Consider the following 13,074-nt stretch of genomic DNA (forward strand, 5'->3'; position numbering starts at 1 on the left):
TAAAATTAGTAAGCGTCTTTTATCATTTCCCCGATTTAAAGTGTACTAGTATATTTTACGAAATACAAGGAATTTAGGTTATCTTTTATATTAAATTTTTATTTCAGCGCTCAAATCGATTGTGGCATGCTCATGTAAGTAACTAATAAATTGTTGATAGTAGCGATCGGTATTATATTTCGCTGTACTTAAGTAAATCTGGTCGATTTTTTGCCGCTGTTCACCGATTAATAAGTAAAATGCCTGCGAAATATTTTCTGAGATGACTTCGACACTGGCTTTCAATAAGACCCGCTTAAAGAAGACCGCCATCCCGCCTGAAACCGCAAAGTTAATGGCATAGCGGATCACCGCGGTCTCCCCTTTAACCCCGATTGATTCCAGCCAATCTAGGGTCACCAAGACCAATTCAGTGGTTAATTCTGGATTCTCAAAAATATCTTTAGTAAAGTTTTCCATCTTGGGATTTTCATCCAAGGTTCGTAGCATAAAGCTCATCTGAATCATGGTTCGTTGCTCCGCAGATAAAGCCGTCAACTGCTCATTACTGTACACAAACGCACTTAACATAATTTCATTTAACATCGTACTTAAAAGCACGATTTTCTTAGGAAAATAGTGCTGCAATAACGATTTACTGATGTCGCAAACTTCGGCAATATCTTTCATCTGGACATTGTCATAGCCATTTTCCGCAAATAAACGAAAAGCGGTGTTCACGATCTCCATTCGGCGCTGCGTATTTCTTTTTCGTGGCACGACTTTCATCCCCCTCGCCCGCCAATTAACTGATCATCCAAATTAACCGGCTTAATTATTTTATCATATCAATTAACTATTTTTAGAATTTCTCGTTATTTTCCCCTTTTAAAGCTATACTAATATACTTTTCAGTGCAAGTTTAAGACAACTGTTCGCCACGATCTGCCCCGATTACGAATCAAAACCAGTCTGGTACTCGCGATTAAAGAAACTGCCTTATCAACTGATAAGTTTTTATACACGTATTGTTAGTGCCGATCATCAATGCGACCACTCTGTCTCAGCCGATGCTAAAGCAACTAAAGTTTAGCTTGTCACAACTGCATCATCGCTTGATTTTGCAGTGTTCAAAATCCGTCAAAGCTTGATACAGTCATAAATAAAGCGCTTTCGCAATCGTCATTTGTGGTAAACTTAATCTATTAAAGATGATAGGGAGGCAATCAGCATGAGTACTCAAAATTCATATCCATTAGCTGATATCGGTCGTCACAATCCAATTTTTTCACAAATTCGCTCGACCGTTGAGACAGCTTTTTACGCCAATAACATGACCCACGTTCCAAATGTCGCAACGGCCTACGAGTTAGCCGTCAACGGTCCCGGAACCGTTAAGACCGATTTACCGATCTATCGGGCAACTGATCTCGGCTTACCGGCAGACGCCAAAATGCTCGTTGAAAATACCGGTAAAGTGGTCGGTCGGACCGCTCAAGCCCGGCGGATTCTCGGTACCGCTGGCGTCGATGAGGCCGATATGGCTGGGCGGCTCCGCCAAGCTATCTACAAAGCTCAAAATGAGCATTTCATCAAAACGGATGTCTTTGTGGGCTTAGACAATGACTTTATCGTGCGCGCCCACTTAGCGATTCAGAATAACTATGCGAATAATTTACTGTCCTATCTGCTCAACTTCCAACCAATTACCAAGCAGTATCAGGACATGTTTGATCATTCGACGGCCTACCCAGAAGGCGACATTTACATCTACGCGGACCCTACCTACCATGACCCGGATTATCCTGATGGCCTAGCCATTTTTGATCCTGAACATAATGTTGCCGCCATCTTGGGAATGCCATACTTCGGTGAATTAAAGAAATCAACCCTGACTTTAGCGTGGTCGATTGCGCATCGGCACGGCTACGTTGCTTGTCACGGCGGTTTAAAGGCATTCCATTTTGCCGACAAACAAGATCAAGTCTTCGCGATGTTTGGCTTATCTGGTTCCGGCAAATCAACGCTAACGCATGCCAAACATGGTTACAAATACGACATTACCGTACTGCATGACGATGCCTTTGTTATTAATCGCCAAAATGGGAGTTCCGTTGCTTTAGAACCCTCTTATTTTGATAAAACTAACGACTATCCTATGGCTTCTAAGGAACCCAAATACTTTATGACCATTCAAAATGTCGGCGTCACGTTAGACGATCACGGTCGCAAAGTTCTGGTCACTGAAGACTTGCGTAATGGTAATGGCCGGACAATTAAGTCCCGTTACGCCTCCACTAACCGCGTCGACAAAGAAGAGGCCCCAATTAATGCCATCTTCTGGATCATGAAGGATGATTGCTTGCCACCTGTAATCAAAGTCGACGATCCGACTCTCGCCGCCACTTTTGGGGCTACCTTGGCCACCAAACGGAGCTCCGCTGAAAACTTGATCGGCAATGTTGACCGTAACGCCTTAGTCATCGAACCATTCGCTAACCCATTCAGAGTTTACCCACTATCTGAAGATTACCACGACTTTAAAGCGTTATTTGAAGAACGCCACTTAGACTGCTACCTACTCAATACTGGTTACTTTGGTGACAAGAAAGTCCCTAAGGAAATCACATTAGGAGCTTTGGAAGCAATTGTTAACGGGACAACCGAATGGGAATCCTTTGCTGGCTTAGATCACCTGCAAAACTTAAAGTTAGCTGATTTCCCAGTTGATTATGATAATCCTGACTATCGCGACCTAGTGGCAACCCGGCTGGAGATTCGTTCAAACTTCATCGACCATTATCAACATACCCATAACGATCGCTTGCCGCACGAAACTAGCGATGTGTTGTTTAAATTACAACAACAATTGAAGCGCAACTAACTAAGGATTTCATTCTAGCCCCGTTTTTTTCAAATTAAGGTTATAATGAAAGTATCAGTTACAAGCACTGAACTTTTACGAATCTAATAATCGGGGTGAAGAGCATGGAACTACCATTAAGTCAGTTATCTGAAAAAATCATTGCGTTCGAACGGGATCACCATTTGACCGACAACGATTTAGCCTTTGGCAGTCAATTATCAGTGGAACGGATCCATAATATTAAATCTGGTGAAATGACGCCAACACAAGAAGAAGTTCAATTATTGAAGAAATTCATGAATAGCAAAAGCTAAATGCCATCCAAAAAGGCCCCCCGCTTGGGAGGCCTTTTTTAGTCGTGTTTTGATTGCCACCTACCGTAACAGGTTCGTTGCAACCAACGCTATCATTAAACGCTCGTTACCGAACGTGAATTGCAAAGCTAGGGGTAAAGTAGGCGGTACTCTTAACGGAAACCGTTTCGCCGTAATCTGGTGAAGCGATATATTTGCCATTACCTAAATAAATCCCCACGTGATAAGGCGCAGCATCAGATCCCCAGAAAACCAAATCACCAACTTGAGCTTGACCAAAGGAGATGTGGGTTCCCGCCGTGGCCTGCGTATAAGTAGTCCGACCAATCGTAACCCCGGCCTTAGCAAAAGCGGCTTGCGTAAAGGCCGAACAATCCATTTGTTCGTACGGTGTCCCTAAATAAGAATAGGCTGCCGCCACGATGGAACTCGCCGTGGCGGTTCCAGTAGTGCTAGTTGTCGTTGAATGACCGGCCGTCGCTGAACTCGAATTAGCCGAGCTAGTCACGGAACTGGTGTTACTCGTGGTTGCACCAGGCGTCGTGGCGCTAGCGCTCGTGGCTGAACTGATTGAACTTTGACTAGTAGCACTAGCATTGGCCGTGCTGGCACTACTTTGACTAGCCGTTTGTGCTTGCACATGTGCCCGCGTGGTTGCACTGCTGGTACGATTAGTCGAACTGGTTACCGCACTGCTGGTACGACTCCGACTGGCAGAACTAGCTGCTGACTGACTTTGACTAGTCGCGGTTGAAGCTGCCGTTGAACTGGCGCTGGTTGCGGAAGTCGAACTAGCACTTGCCGCAGCGGTTGCGGTCGAACTAGCAGTCTTCGCGGTACGATTGTTTGCTGCTTGACTCGTACCTTGGCTGGCCGCCGCGCTGGTTTCGCTTTGATTAGTCGCGGTCTTCGCTGATTTAGCAGTGCTGGTCGTAGTTGACCCAGTTGCCGCCTCGCCAGTTGGAATCGTAATCTGATGCCCCGCAATAATTAAACTGGCATCGCTAAGCTTATTCTCGGCAACAATCTTTTTAATCGAAACGTGGTACTTTTGTGAATAATTCCAAACGGTATCGCCCGCCTGAATGGTAAATGTATCGGCATTAGCGACGCTTTGCCCGGCAACTAATAGGCCGGCTAAAGCCGCCGTCCCTAACATTGCTGATTTTAAGTTGATTTTGATAATGATTCACTCCAAAGAAAAAGTCACGTATGACACTTTCAAGCCACTCTCTATATTACTCAGTTTGTATTACATTGGGGTACCAGATAAATAACATTATATTGCGTAGGTTACAATTAGTTGACAGTATGACTGATTTCAGTTAAAAACAGCTGTTTTTGACAAAAAAAATCTGAAGCCGCAACTTCAGATTCCATCAATAGTCCTTAGTAAAGCTCGTCACTCCAGTCCCCTAACTAGTCTGACGATGATGATGCATCCGCGGTAGGCCTAAGAGCCACCGAATATCATTGCCAGTAAAGTTTAACTTCACGAATTCGGTTTGGCGCGCTTGATCGTACATCGTGGTGACAACTTTAGTATCAAGTTCAATCACACGACGAGCGACTTCTTCATCGAACAAATACAGCAAGGTTGCTTCAGTAATTTGTGTAATTGAGAAAATTTCCGCGGCGTTATCAAATAAATCAGTTTTGCTACGTTGTAATTGAACCGTGCGAAACTGATCGTAAGCTTGATTCAAGACAAATTCAGCTTGCGTGGTTAATGCGGTCGTGGCTGCCATTTTTAAAAGACCCCCTCTTTAAATTATCCCTATTCTAACGAGCTTCGTTTAAATTAGCTATCGCAAGCACTCTATTTATTAGGAAATTTGTTATACTACCTTTTGAACAATAAACCAACCTGACACTGACTAAGGAGTTTTCAGCTTGACTAATACGAATGACCGTTACTACCAACCAAACGATATCAAAGACGCACTCCAGACGATCCAAAAGTTATTTAACACTTATACCAATGCACCACTAACCCCAGAATTAATGGCTTATCATCAAAAATTGGTTAATCAATTACAAACTAATTTATTGCCACTGGCGCAACAACAGACTGACCAGTTACGTATCGACCAAATTAACCAAATGGTCGCCGTCATGCAAGACTGGCTCAAACTGCGGTTAAATGGTCAAGCGTTCAATGGCAAGATGCAACACTTTAAATTCGTTAGCAATAACCAGCCAACTTTTAAACGGCGCGTGCATAAAATCCGCGGGGGCCAAAACCACCGGGCTAGTCGCCATTAGTTTGAACCCGCTTACTTTCAGGGGTTGCACTCACCGAATTTTATTGTATACTAGAATAGTACTTGGGCCTTTAGCTCAGTTGGGAGAGCGCCTGCTTCGCATGTAGGAGGTCGTCGGTTCAAATCCGGTAAGGTCCATAAAAAGTAATAACACTACTTAGCGATTGGCTAGGTGGTGTTTTTTTCGGCTCTATTTTCAACTTTTTTAGCTACCTTATCTGAGCACTTTTTATGACAAAAACCATTTCAGTAAGCTTTCAATGATTTTTTATTCAGCTTCACCATTAAACCTGCTATAGTAGGCTTAAACGGATTATTACTAAGGAGAATTTTATGGCAAATCGCTATTTACATAACGTGCAAGGGTTATTCGATACCATTGCCCCTAATTATGATCGCATGAACAACATTATCAGTCTCGGTACCCATCGGCACTGGCGGCGCCAAACGATGGCCCAGATTCAGCTAGCACCCACTGCACAGGCTTTGGATCTTTGTTGCGGCACCGGCGACTGGACTATCGCCATTGCCAACGACCTACAACCAACTGGTGAAGTAATTGGCTTGGACTTTTCAGCGCCGATGCTAAAAATTGCCCAACAAAAGGTCAATCAGGCAAATGTCGCTGACCGTGTCTGGTTACGGCGTGGCAATGCGATGCACCTTCCCTTCCATGACAATAGCTTCGACTTAGTCACGATTGGCTTTGGGCTCCGCAACTTACCAGATAAACCGCAAGCTTTGGCCGAAATCTATCGGGTCTTAAAACCAGGCGCCCAATTAGTGTGCCTAGAGACCTCGCAACCAGACCAACGGCTGATCAAACCGGTCTGGCAATGGTACTTTACCAAAGTAGTCCCCTTTTTCGGGCGTTTATTTGCACATCAATATCAAGAATATTCTTACTTACAAGAAACGACCCGCCACTTTGTAAGTTATCGCCAACTAGTGGGGTTATTCGAACAAGCTGGCTTTCAGGCGGTCCACTATCAACGCTTCAACTTTGGCGCCGCGGCAGCTCACTTCGGGACCAAGCCTAGTTTGGAGGATGCTCATGACTAATTTAACCGCTTTAAATCAATGTTTAGCTTGGTTAACCGCACCCGCAGACGCACTAGCGACGGTCGATGGGTTAATCCTGTGTGGCAACAGCCTGCCACTAACTGCCCAGTTAGCCGCGCGCCTGGCCAATGAGCACCAGCTCAAAACGGTGATTATTGCTGGCGGCATCGGTCATGCCACTAAATACTTACGGCAAAATATGGGTGTCACTAATGAGTTGAGTGAAGCCGAACTAATGACCGGGTTAATGCGGTCAGCCGGTTATCAAGGCACCATTCTACAAGATCGTCAATCGACCAATACCGGCGCCAATGCCCGCAATGCTTTGGCTTTAGCGCCGACTGACTGGCAACATGTTCTACTTGTGCAAGATCCGTTACTCGCACGACGCACTCAGTTGACCTTTGAACAAGTCTGGGAACCAACGACTCAGTTCAGCCGTTATCTCCCACCTAAGTTCCAGTTAAGTCAGCTTGAGCCACTGGCATTCGGCATGAATGCGGCCTATGACCACGCTTGGGAGCCAGCTTACTTTACCGAACTATTACTAGGTGAACTCCAGCGCCTTTGGGATACCCCCCAAGGTTACGGGCCAGCCGGGAGCGGCTATATTCGGCACATCGACATCCCGGCAGCGGTCTTAACAGCCTACCAAGAATTGCTACAAGCCTCATTAAAACGGGAACGTTAACCGTATTCAAAATAGGATTCCAGAAATATCAATTTCTGAAATCCTATTTTTGTAATATCAGCCTACTGTCTAAAGTAACAACTGTTTAATCCATAAAAGGTCGTTAATCAACGCCGGGCGGACCAGAATTGGCTCAGTGGTGTCGTTTATCTTAGTCGTGGGTTTCGACTTAGATAAAGCCCGGCTTGCGAGACCGACCTATGGATCGCAAACGCGGCCACCACGTTCCAGCCGATGCTGGTCCAACCAGAGTGACCGTTTAATCCAACTAATATCAACATCGCAACACTTCTATCGACCAGTTAGTTAAAAATATGTGGATACAATTGACGCAGTGCGGCCGCTGTCAGTTGACCAGCCACTTGCGAGCCAGCGCGATCAAGGTGAATCCGATCCGTCGTCGTGGGCTCCCAAGTCGCTGTTTCAATCAAGTCAATCTGCATAAAGCTGGCCACAACTAATCGAATCATCCGATCAAAACGTTGACTGAATGGGATCATGACGGCTAAGCGACTATTCGGGTACAACGTCTGAACTTGATTTAAAAACTGTCTAAATTGCGCAGCAAACTCATCGGCCGTGGCGCGACCATCGTTCGTCCCGACATTGACCACCACCACGTCAGTCGGGACCGGCTGCCACGCCGTCGACCGATCCAAAGCTGTTAATACATTAGGTAATGGCGGCACCCCGCCCGTTCCCGGCTTGCTGAGGCCAATTGCACTATAAGCCAACCGAACATTCCGGGCATCTAGCAAGTCACTCGCAATCGCGGCATAGTTGGCTTCACCACGATAGTCTTCGGCTGGCTGATGACCAGCGACCCAACAACCAGCCGTCAGTGAATCCCCAATCCAGGTGATGCTATGCCGACCGGGCTTAACGGCCGCTAATTCGCCATCCGTCTGAACCCCTTTGACCGCAAACCCCGCCGCGGTCGTCCAGACCTGATCCTCATCCGTATTACCACTCATTACCACACGCAAGATATGCGGGGCCGCGTCTAACGTTAACCGAAACGGTGTTGCCGCGATTGGGAAGCGTTGATAAGGCAACCCGTCAATTTGTACCGCAATCCAACTACTAATCATCGTCAGATTTAAAAATTCCAACGTGATATAACTGGCACCGGTCACTTGTAGCCAGAACTCAGCCCCTAAGTTGGTACTCGTCATCACGGGCGTCTGCTGCAACGTCTTCACTGCCCAGCGTCCTTGAAAATAGGCTGTCATGACGGGATTATTGGCCGTCGTTAATTGATAATGCATGTCGCTACCTCCATTTAAATTCAATCTCTTTTGCCAAACTTGACTACCATCAAGTTCCAATCAAGGTATTGCTTATATACTAGGGTCATCAAATCAAGTAAGGAGCCCTAAATATGAAATTTCAACAATTTTTAACTAAACATACGAATCAAATTACACTCATTACTGGGATCTTAATCGTGCTCGGTTATCTCAGCAAATATCTCATTAACTTTACCCTCGGCTACCAAGTGATCTTGGCCGTGGCTTCCATTATCGCCGTCATTCCAATTGCCGTTCGAGCTTGGAGCGCGCTGATCAATAAAGTCTTCAGTATTGAACTCTTAGTCAGCATCGCCGTTATTGGGGCCTTCATCATCGGTGAATTCAACGAATCCGCCATTGTGACTTTCCTGTTCTTATTCGGTTCTTACCTCGAAAGCAAGACCTTACAAAAAACCCGTAATGCCATCAAAGGCTTAACGGATATGTCCCCAACCACCGCCACCTTAGTGACTGATGACGGTACTGAAGAAGTCGATGTCGATGATGTTGACGAAGGTGATGTCGTCTTAGTCAAGACTGGGAGCCAAGTTCCCGTTGACGGTGTTGTCGTTGAAGGTAACGGCTATATTAACGAAGCCTCAATTACTGGTGAATCCCGCCAAATCAACAAAAACTTAGACGACCAAGTCTTTTCGGGAACATTAGTCGAAAACGGCTACTTAAAGATTCAAGCCACCCAAGTCGGTGACGACACGACCTTTGCTAAAATCATTGAATTGGTCGAAGAAGCCCAAGACACAAAGTCGAAAGCTGAAAAATTCATCGACCGCTTTGCTCAGTATTATACCCCCGCCGTCTTGGTTTTGGCCGCATTAGTCTTCGTCTTCTCGCGTGATTTCCGACTTGCAATTACCGTGTTGGTCCTCGGTTGCCCTGGGGCGTTGGTCATTGGCGCACCCGTCTCGAACGTCGCTGGGATTGGGAATGGTGCTAAACGCGGCATCCTAATTAAGGGTGGCGAAGTCGTTGATACATTTGCCAAAGTTGATACATTAGTTTTCGATAAAACGGGAACCTTAACTGAAGGCAATACCGCTGTTTCAAGCTTTAAGCAATATCAGGGTCAATCAGACCAGCTATTAACACTCGCTGCCACTATCGAAGGCGTTTCCGATCATCCGCTTGGCAAAGCAATTATCGATTATGCCGGTCAAAAAGCTCAAACAACGACCGTTCCAACTTTAGACAATACGGAAACTGTCAAGGGCCAAGGTATCTGCGCCGACGTCAATCATCAACAAGTCGTCATTGGGAATCAAAAGATGTTAACTGCCCATCATATTGACTTAACTACCGCTCAAGCTGCTGATTTAAATACCATGCAGCATGCTGGTAAATCAACCGTTATCATGGCCATCGATGGCGTTGTTCAATTAATCTTCGGTATTTCAGACACGGTACGACCAAATGTCAAAGCGTCACTTGCCGCCTTAAAAGCCCAAGGAATCAAACGCTTAGTCATGTTGACTGGTGACAATGAATTAACTGCGGACGCCGTGGCGCGGGAATTAAACATTGATGAAGTTCATGCAAACTTACTCCCTGAAGAAAAAGTCGACTACGTCAAACAATTGAAAGCAGCCGGCAATACCGTTGCCTTCATCGGTGATGGCATCAACGATAGTCCTTCAATTGCCAACGCTGATATTGGGATTGCAATGGGTAGCGGGACGGATGTCGCCATTGACACATCCGATGTCGTCTTAATGCAATCCAGCTTTCCAGCTTTAGTCCATGCCCATGGCTTAGCCAAGAAGACCGTCTTAAACACTCGCGAAAATATCTTCATTGCGATTGCTACGGTTGCCTTCCTATTGATTGGCTTAATCTTCGGCTACATCTACATGGCTAGCGGCATGTTTGTCCATGAAGCCAGCATCTTAGTGGTCATCTTCAACGCGATGCGCTTAATCAAGTTCCAAACTAAATTCGATAAAGCCCAACCAGCGCTGGTTACTCAACCGAAAACGACCACTGCTTAAGCTCCCCCCTTTAAATAGCCTGCCAATCTGGTGGGCTATTTTTTTACAATCTGCCACTCCCGGGCAAATTAGTTGCTTTGATATACCGGTGGGGGTATATTAAATAGCGTGCTTAGTTTGAATCATCATTTGGTACTTCCAAACACTGAGTTCAAAACACACGTTTACTAACGAATACCTACTAGGGTAATAACAATGGAGGCTTTTCTAATGATTAAAGAAATTCATGACCAAGATTTTGCTGCTGAAACTGATACGGGGATTGCCGTTGTCGACTTTCGGGCTGACTGGTGTCCACCATGTAAGATGATGGACCCAATTCTGAAATCACTCTCAGAAGATCCAGCTTACAAAGACAAAGTAAACTTTGTGTCCTTAAACGTTGACAATGACCAAGCCGTAGCGAGTCAGTTCCAAGTCCAAGGGATTCCGACCTTTTTAATTAAGCGTGACGGTGCAGTCGTCAGCCACATGGTTGGGGCCCGGCCCAAAGCCAACTTCGAAGTTGAACTCAAGAAAGCCCTCGAGTAGGTGAACCAATGACAACTGACAGTTACGTGACCAGTAAACAAATTACAACCCGCCTCAAACGCTCCGCTGGTCAGCTCGACGGTGTCTTACGCATGATGGCCGAAGATCGGCCTTGTGAAGATGTCTTAGTTCAATTAGCCGCAGTTAAATCCAGCGTTGATAAGGCAATGAAACTCGTCATTGCCCGCAATATTACTAACTGTGTCGACGATCAGGCCAACGTTGATGCTGAAAAGCTGACCCATTCGTTGGATCTATTACTAAAAACCAAATAAGACCTTTAAAAGGCGTGCCGATTTTTCAGCACGCCTTTTTATTTATTCAATTTTACCAATCTATTTATCCCAGCCGCCCTTTTTCCAGTCATCTTTCGACCAGTTATCACGATCCCAGTCATCTTCTTTGGGTTCTTGGGAATCATGTGGGCGTCGTTTCGCCTGCCGCATTAAGACGGCGGTCGTCACAATGGTGACAAAGGCGGTAAACAAGATAAATACAACTGTCCAAACGATAATATCACTCACTGCCATCATCATTGCCTCCAACACCGTTAACTTAAATACTTTGTTTTTATTAGCGTCAGTATAGCGCAGAATTCTAACCTCGCGCAACTAGCCATGATCATAAGTATCGAAGGTTGCATCAATACAAAGAATACGCTTGGTGCTAGTTGGATCAGCTTACCACTCTGGTTGGCCCAGAATCGGCTGGAACACGGTGGCCGCGTTTGAAAGCCAAGTGCGGTCTTCTACAAACCGGGGGTTATCTAAGTCGGAAAATCACCGACTAAGATAAACGACACCACTGAACCAATTTTGGGCCGCCCGCCGTTAACAAACGGGGATTAAAAAAATTAACACTTGATTATTTTCATTTCGGTCATTTAGCCGAGAGGTTGGTTTCTAAAATGCTCAGCCGTGTCGTTGGCCTTAGTGCGAGTGGTCTGCTCGGACTTAGGCCAAGGTCAGTTTTGAAGACCGAACTTTGGCTTCAAAATGGCCCACAGCGTTCCAGCATTTTAGAAACCAACCGGTAGGCGGCAACTTCAACTAGCCCTTACTTGCTACCATCAATCTTAAGTTGCTTCGCTAATCATAGCATCTATACCAACCTAAAGGTGGAACTTTACACTAACCTGACCCATAATTTACACAAACAATAGCTGGCGTTCGGCGACGACAAAACGGCCTGAACCAGTTTTCACCGATTCAGGCCGTGCTTAATTTCAGTAACGGTTAATCTTCGTCATCATCATCGTCTTCTTCGTCCAAACCAGTCCGCGCTTCGTTGCCCACAAAGGCTTGTAACTGACGAATATTGCGATTATTACTACCACGGTAGCCCACTAACCAAGCGGCCAAAGCAGGACGTTCTTCTTTTTCAGCCAACTTGATTGCCCGGTCAACAAATAGATTTTCGGTATCAAAATCTTTAATCGTTGCTGCCACCAGCGTATCAGCATCGTTATACTTGAACGCGCCATTTTCTTCCAACATTGAATACTTAGTTAATTCAGCCGTCGTTGAAGAAGGTTTCTGAGCTTCATCTAATAACAGGTCGCCCAATTCGGCAAAGTGTGCTGTATTCTCTTGTAACAAGCGGTCATATTCAGCTTGTAACCCAAAGTAATTGGCGCCCTTAACGTACCATTTTACTTGATTTAACTTGACGTATTCGACCATTAAGTTTGATAAGATATGATTCGTCATTGCCCCAGCAGTTGGGACATGATGGTCGATATCACTTTGCTTCAATTCTGCGGCGTATTGATCTTCAATTGTTAGTTCACTCATGCGAATTCCTCCTATTTAACCTTCATGCTTTCAACTTCATACCCCAAGCCAGTGACCACATCTGATAATTGATCCGCACTCGTTACTGAGTCGTCAAAATCAGCTTTCACCTTGCTGGCATTGAATAACACTTTAACTTTTTCAACGCCCGTTTGATTAGCGACCGCCTTTTCAATTTTAGTCATGCATGATGGGCAGGTTAAGGTTCCTAATTGCATTGTTGCTTTTGCCATAATAATTACCTCCGAATTGATTTGTTTTACTTGATGTCTTTATCAT

At 45.3% G+C, this 13,074-nt stretch carries 15 protein-coding genes and 1 tRNA gene; 9 read left to right on the forward strand and 7 right to left on the reverse strand.

All coding sequences use genetic code 11. The annotated features are described in order from the left end of the window. Positions 1–90: 90 nt before the first annotated feature. Positions 91–729, reverse strand: a complete 639-nt coding sequence (locus FFM80_RS00950; protein ID WP_171001010.1) for a TetR/AcrR family transcriptional regulator — start codon at positions 727–729, stop codon at positions 91–93. Between the two features lie 481 nt (positions 730–1,210). Here FFM80_RS00950 and FFM80_RS00955 point away from each other — a divergent pair, with 481 nt between their 5' ends. Beyond that, complete coding sequence (locus FFM80_RS00955) at positions 1,211–2,863, forward strand: phosphoenolpyruvate carboxykinase (ATP) (RefSeq protein WP_137639105.1); 1,653 nt, start codon at positions 1,211–1,213, stop codon at positions 2,861–2,863. 104 nt (positions 2,864–2,967) lie between these two features. Continuing rightward, on the forward strand, positions 2,968–3,159 hold the full coding sequence (locus tag FFM80_RS00960; protein WP_137636160.1) for an LBP_cg2779 family protein: 192 nt from the start codon (positions 2,968–2,970) through the stop codon (positions 3,157–3,159). 106 nt (positions 3,160–3,265) lie between these two features. Here the strand turns inward: FFM80_RS00960 and FFM80_RS00965 are convergent, their stop codons facing one another. Together FFM80_RS00965 and FFM80_RS00970 are read right to left on the reverse strand one after the other, a co-directional pair. After that, positions 3,266–4,318, reverse strand: a complete 1,053-nt coding sequence (locus FFM80_RS00965) for a C40 family peptidase (protein ID WP_137639106.1) — start codon at positions 4,316–4,318, stop codon at positions 3,266–3,268. 256 nt (positions 4,319–4,574) lie between these two features. Continuing rightward, positions 4,575–4,907 carry a hypothetical protein gene (locus tag FFM80_RS00970; protein WP_137639107.1) on the reverse strand — a complete coding sequence of 111 codons (333 nt, stop codon included), beginning with the start codon at positions 4,905–4,907 and terminating at the stop codon, positions 4,575–4,577. 145 nt (positions 4,908–5,052) lie between these two features. Here FFM80_RS00970 and FFM80_RS00975 point away from each other — a divergent pair, with 145 nt between their 5' ends. The 4 genes from FFM80_RS00975 to FFM80_RS00990 all read left to right on the forward strand — a co-directional run bounded on the left by FFM80_RS00975 (position 5,053) and on the right by FFM80_RS00990 (position 7,176). Further along, positions 5,053–5,424, forward strand: a complete 372-nt coding sequence (locus tag FFM80_RS00975; RefSeq protein ID WP_137639108.1) for a hypothetical protein — start codon at positions 5,053–5,055, stop codon at positions 5,422–5,424. A 64-nt stretch (positions 5,425–5,488) separates the two neighbouring features. Continuing rightward, positions 5,489–5,561, forward strand: a tRNA-Ala gene (locus FFM80_RS00980). A gap of 195 nt (positions 5,562–5,756) precedes the next feature. Next, positions 5,757–6,485 carry a demethylmenaquinone methyltransferase gene (locus tag FFM80_RS00985; RefSeq protein ID WP_137639109.1) on the forward strand — a complete coding sequence of 243 codons (729 nt, stop codon included), beginning with the start codon at positions 5,757–5,759 and terminating at the stop codon, positions 6,483–6,485. Further along, positions 6,478–7,176, forward strand: a complete 699-nt coding sequence (locus tag FFM80_RS00990) for an ElyC/SanA/YdcF family protein (protein ID WP_137639110.1) — start codon at positions 6,478–6,480, stop codon at positions 7,174–7,176. Before FFM80_RS00985 ends, FFM80_RS00990 begins: the two co-directional genes overlap by 8 nt. Before the next feature lie 302 nt (positions 7,177–7,478). Here the strand turns inward: FFM80_RS00990 and FFM80_RS00995 are convergent, their stop codons facing one another. After that, positions 7,479–8,444, reverse strand: a complete 966-nt coding sequence (locus tag FFM80_RS00995; protein WP_137639111.1) for a GDSL-type esterase/lipase family protein — start codon at positions 8,442–8,444, stop codon at positions 7,479–7,481. Between the two features lie 113 nt (positions 8,445–8,557). Here FFM80_RS00995 and FFM80_RS01000 point away from each other — a divergent pair, with 113 nt between their 5' ends. The 3 genes from FFM80_RS01000 to FFM80_RS01010 all read left to right on the forward strand — a co-directional run bounded on the left by FFM80_RS01000 (position 8,558) and on the right by FFM80_RS01010 (position 11,277). Continuing rightward, positions 8,558–10,471, forward strand: coding sequence for a heavy metal translocating P-type ATPase (locus FFM80_RS01000; protein WP_137639112.1), 1,914 nt, complete (start codon positions 8,558–8,560; stop codon positions 10,469–10,471). Between the two features lie 210 nt (positions 10,472–10,681). Next, on the forward strand, positions 10,682–11,002 hold the full coding sequence (locus FFM80_RS01005; protein ID WP_137639113.1) for a thioredoxin family protein: 321 nt from the start codon (positions 10,682–10,684) through the stop codon (positions 11,000–11,002). 8 nt (positions 11,003–11,010) lie between these two features. Next, positions 11,011–11,277 (forward strand): metal-sensitive transcriptional regulator, encoded by a 267-nt coding sequence (locus FFM80_RS01010; protein ID WP_137639114.1) that lies wholly within the window; start codon positions 11,011–11,013, stop codon positions 11,275–11,277. A gap of 60 nt (positions 11,278–11,337) precedes the next feature. Here FFM80_RS01010 and FFM80_RS01015 read toward each other — a convergent pair whose 3' ends face one another. From FFM80_RS01015 to FFM80_RS01025, 3 genes are all read right to left on the reverse strand, one after another. Continuing rightward, positions 11,338–11,532, reverse strand: a complete 195-nt coding sequence (locus tag FFM80_RS01015; protein WP_137639115.1) for a hypothetical protein — start codon at positions 11,530–11,532, stop codon at positions 11,338–11,340. Between the two features lie 705 nt (positions 11,533–12,237). Then, positions 12,238–12,795 carry a Dps family protein gene (locus tag FFM80_RS01020; protein ID WP_137639116.1) on the reverse strand — a complete coding sequence of 186 codons (558 nt, stop codon included), beginning with the start codon at positions 12,793–12,795 and terminating at the stop codon, positions 12,238–12,240. Between the two features lie 11 nt (positions 12,796–12,806). Then, complete coding sequence (locus FFM80_RS01025) at positions 12,807–13,028, reverse strand: heavy-metal-associated domain-containing protein (RefSeq protein ID WP_171001006.1); 222 nt, start codon at positions 13,026–13,028, stop codon at positions 12,807–12,809. Positions 13,029–13,074 lie beyond the last annotated feature (46 nt).

Source organism: Lactiplantibacillus dongliensis (assembly GCF_005405105.1).
GTDB lineage: Bacteria > Bacillota > Bacilli > Lactobacillales > Lactobacillaceae > Lactiplantibacillus > Lactiplantibacillus dongliensis.

Bases quoted from the DNA above. Each gene is read 5' to 3' on its own strand.
- FFM80_RS01000 (WP_137639112.1), top strand. From the start codon at position 8,558: ATGAAATTTCAACAATTTTTAACTAAACATACGAATCAAATTACACTC.
- FFM80_RS00955 (WP_137639105.1), top strand. From the start codon at position 1,211: ATGAGTACTCAAAATTCATATCCATTAGCTGATATCGGTCGTCACAAT.
- FFM80_RS00960 (WP_137636160.1), top strand. From the start codon at position 2,968: ATGGAACTACCATTAAGTCAGTTATCTGAAAAAATCATTGCGTTCGAA.
- FFM80_RS01025 (WP_171001006.1), bottom strand. From the start codon at position 13,028: ATGGCAAAAGCAACAATGCAATTAGGAACCTTAACCTGCCCATCATGC.
- FFM80_RS01005 (WP_137639113.1), top strand. From the start codon at position 10,682: ATGATTAAAGAAATTCATGACCAAGATTTTGCTGCTGAAACTGATACG.
- FFM80_RS01010 (WP_137639114.1), top strand. From the start codon at position 11,011: ATGACAACTGACAGTTACGTGACCAGTAAACAAATTACAACCCGCCTC.
- FFM80_RS00970 (WP_137639107.1), bottom strand. From the start codon at position 4,907: ATGGCAGCCACGACCGCATTAACCACGCAAGCTGAATTTGTCTTGAAT.
- FFM80_RS00965 (WP_137639106.1), bottom strand. From the start codon at position 4,318: ATGTTAGGGACGGCGGCTTTAGCCGGCCTATTAGTTGCCGGGCAAAGC.
- FFM80_RS00950 (WP_171001010.1), bottom strand. From the start codon at position 729: ATGGAGATCGTGAACACCGCTTTTCGTTTATTTGCGGAAAATGGCTAT.
- FFM80_RS01020 (WP_137639116.1), bottom strand. From the start codon at position 12,795: ATGAGTGAACTAACAATTGAAGATCAATACGCCGCAGAATTGAAGCAA.
- FFM80_RS00995 (WP_137639111.1), bottom strand. From the start codon at position 8,444: ATGCATTATCAATTAACGACGGCCAATAATCCCGTCATGACAGCCTAT.
- FFM80_RS00985 (WP_137639109.1), top strand. From the start codon at position 5,757: ATGGCAAATCGCTATTTACATAACGTGCAAGGGTTATTCGATACCATT.
- FFM80_RS00990 (WP_137639110.1), top strand. From the start codon at position 6,478: ATGACTAATTTAACCGCTTTAAATCAATGTTTAGCTTGGTTAACCGCA.
- FFM80_RS01015 (WP_137639115.1), bottom strand. From the start codon at position 11,532: ATGGCAGTGAGTGATATTATCGTTTGGACAGTTGTATTTATCTTGTTT.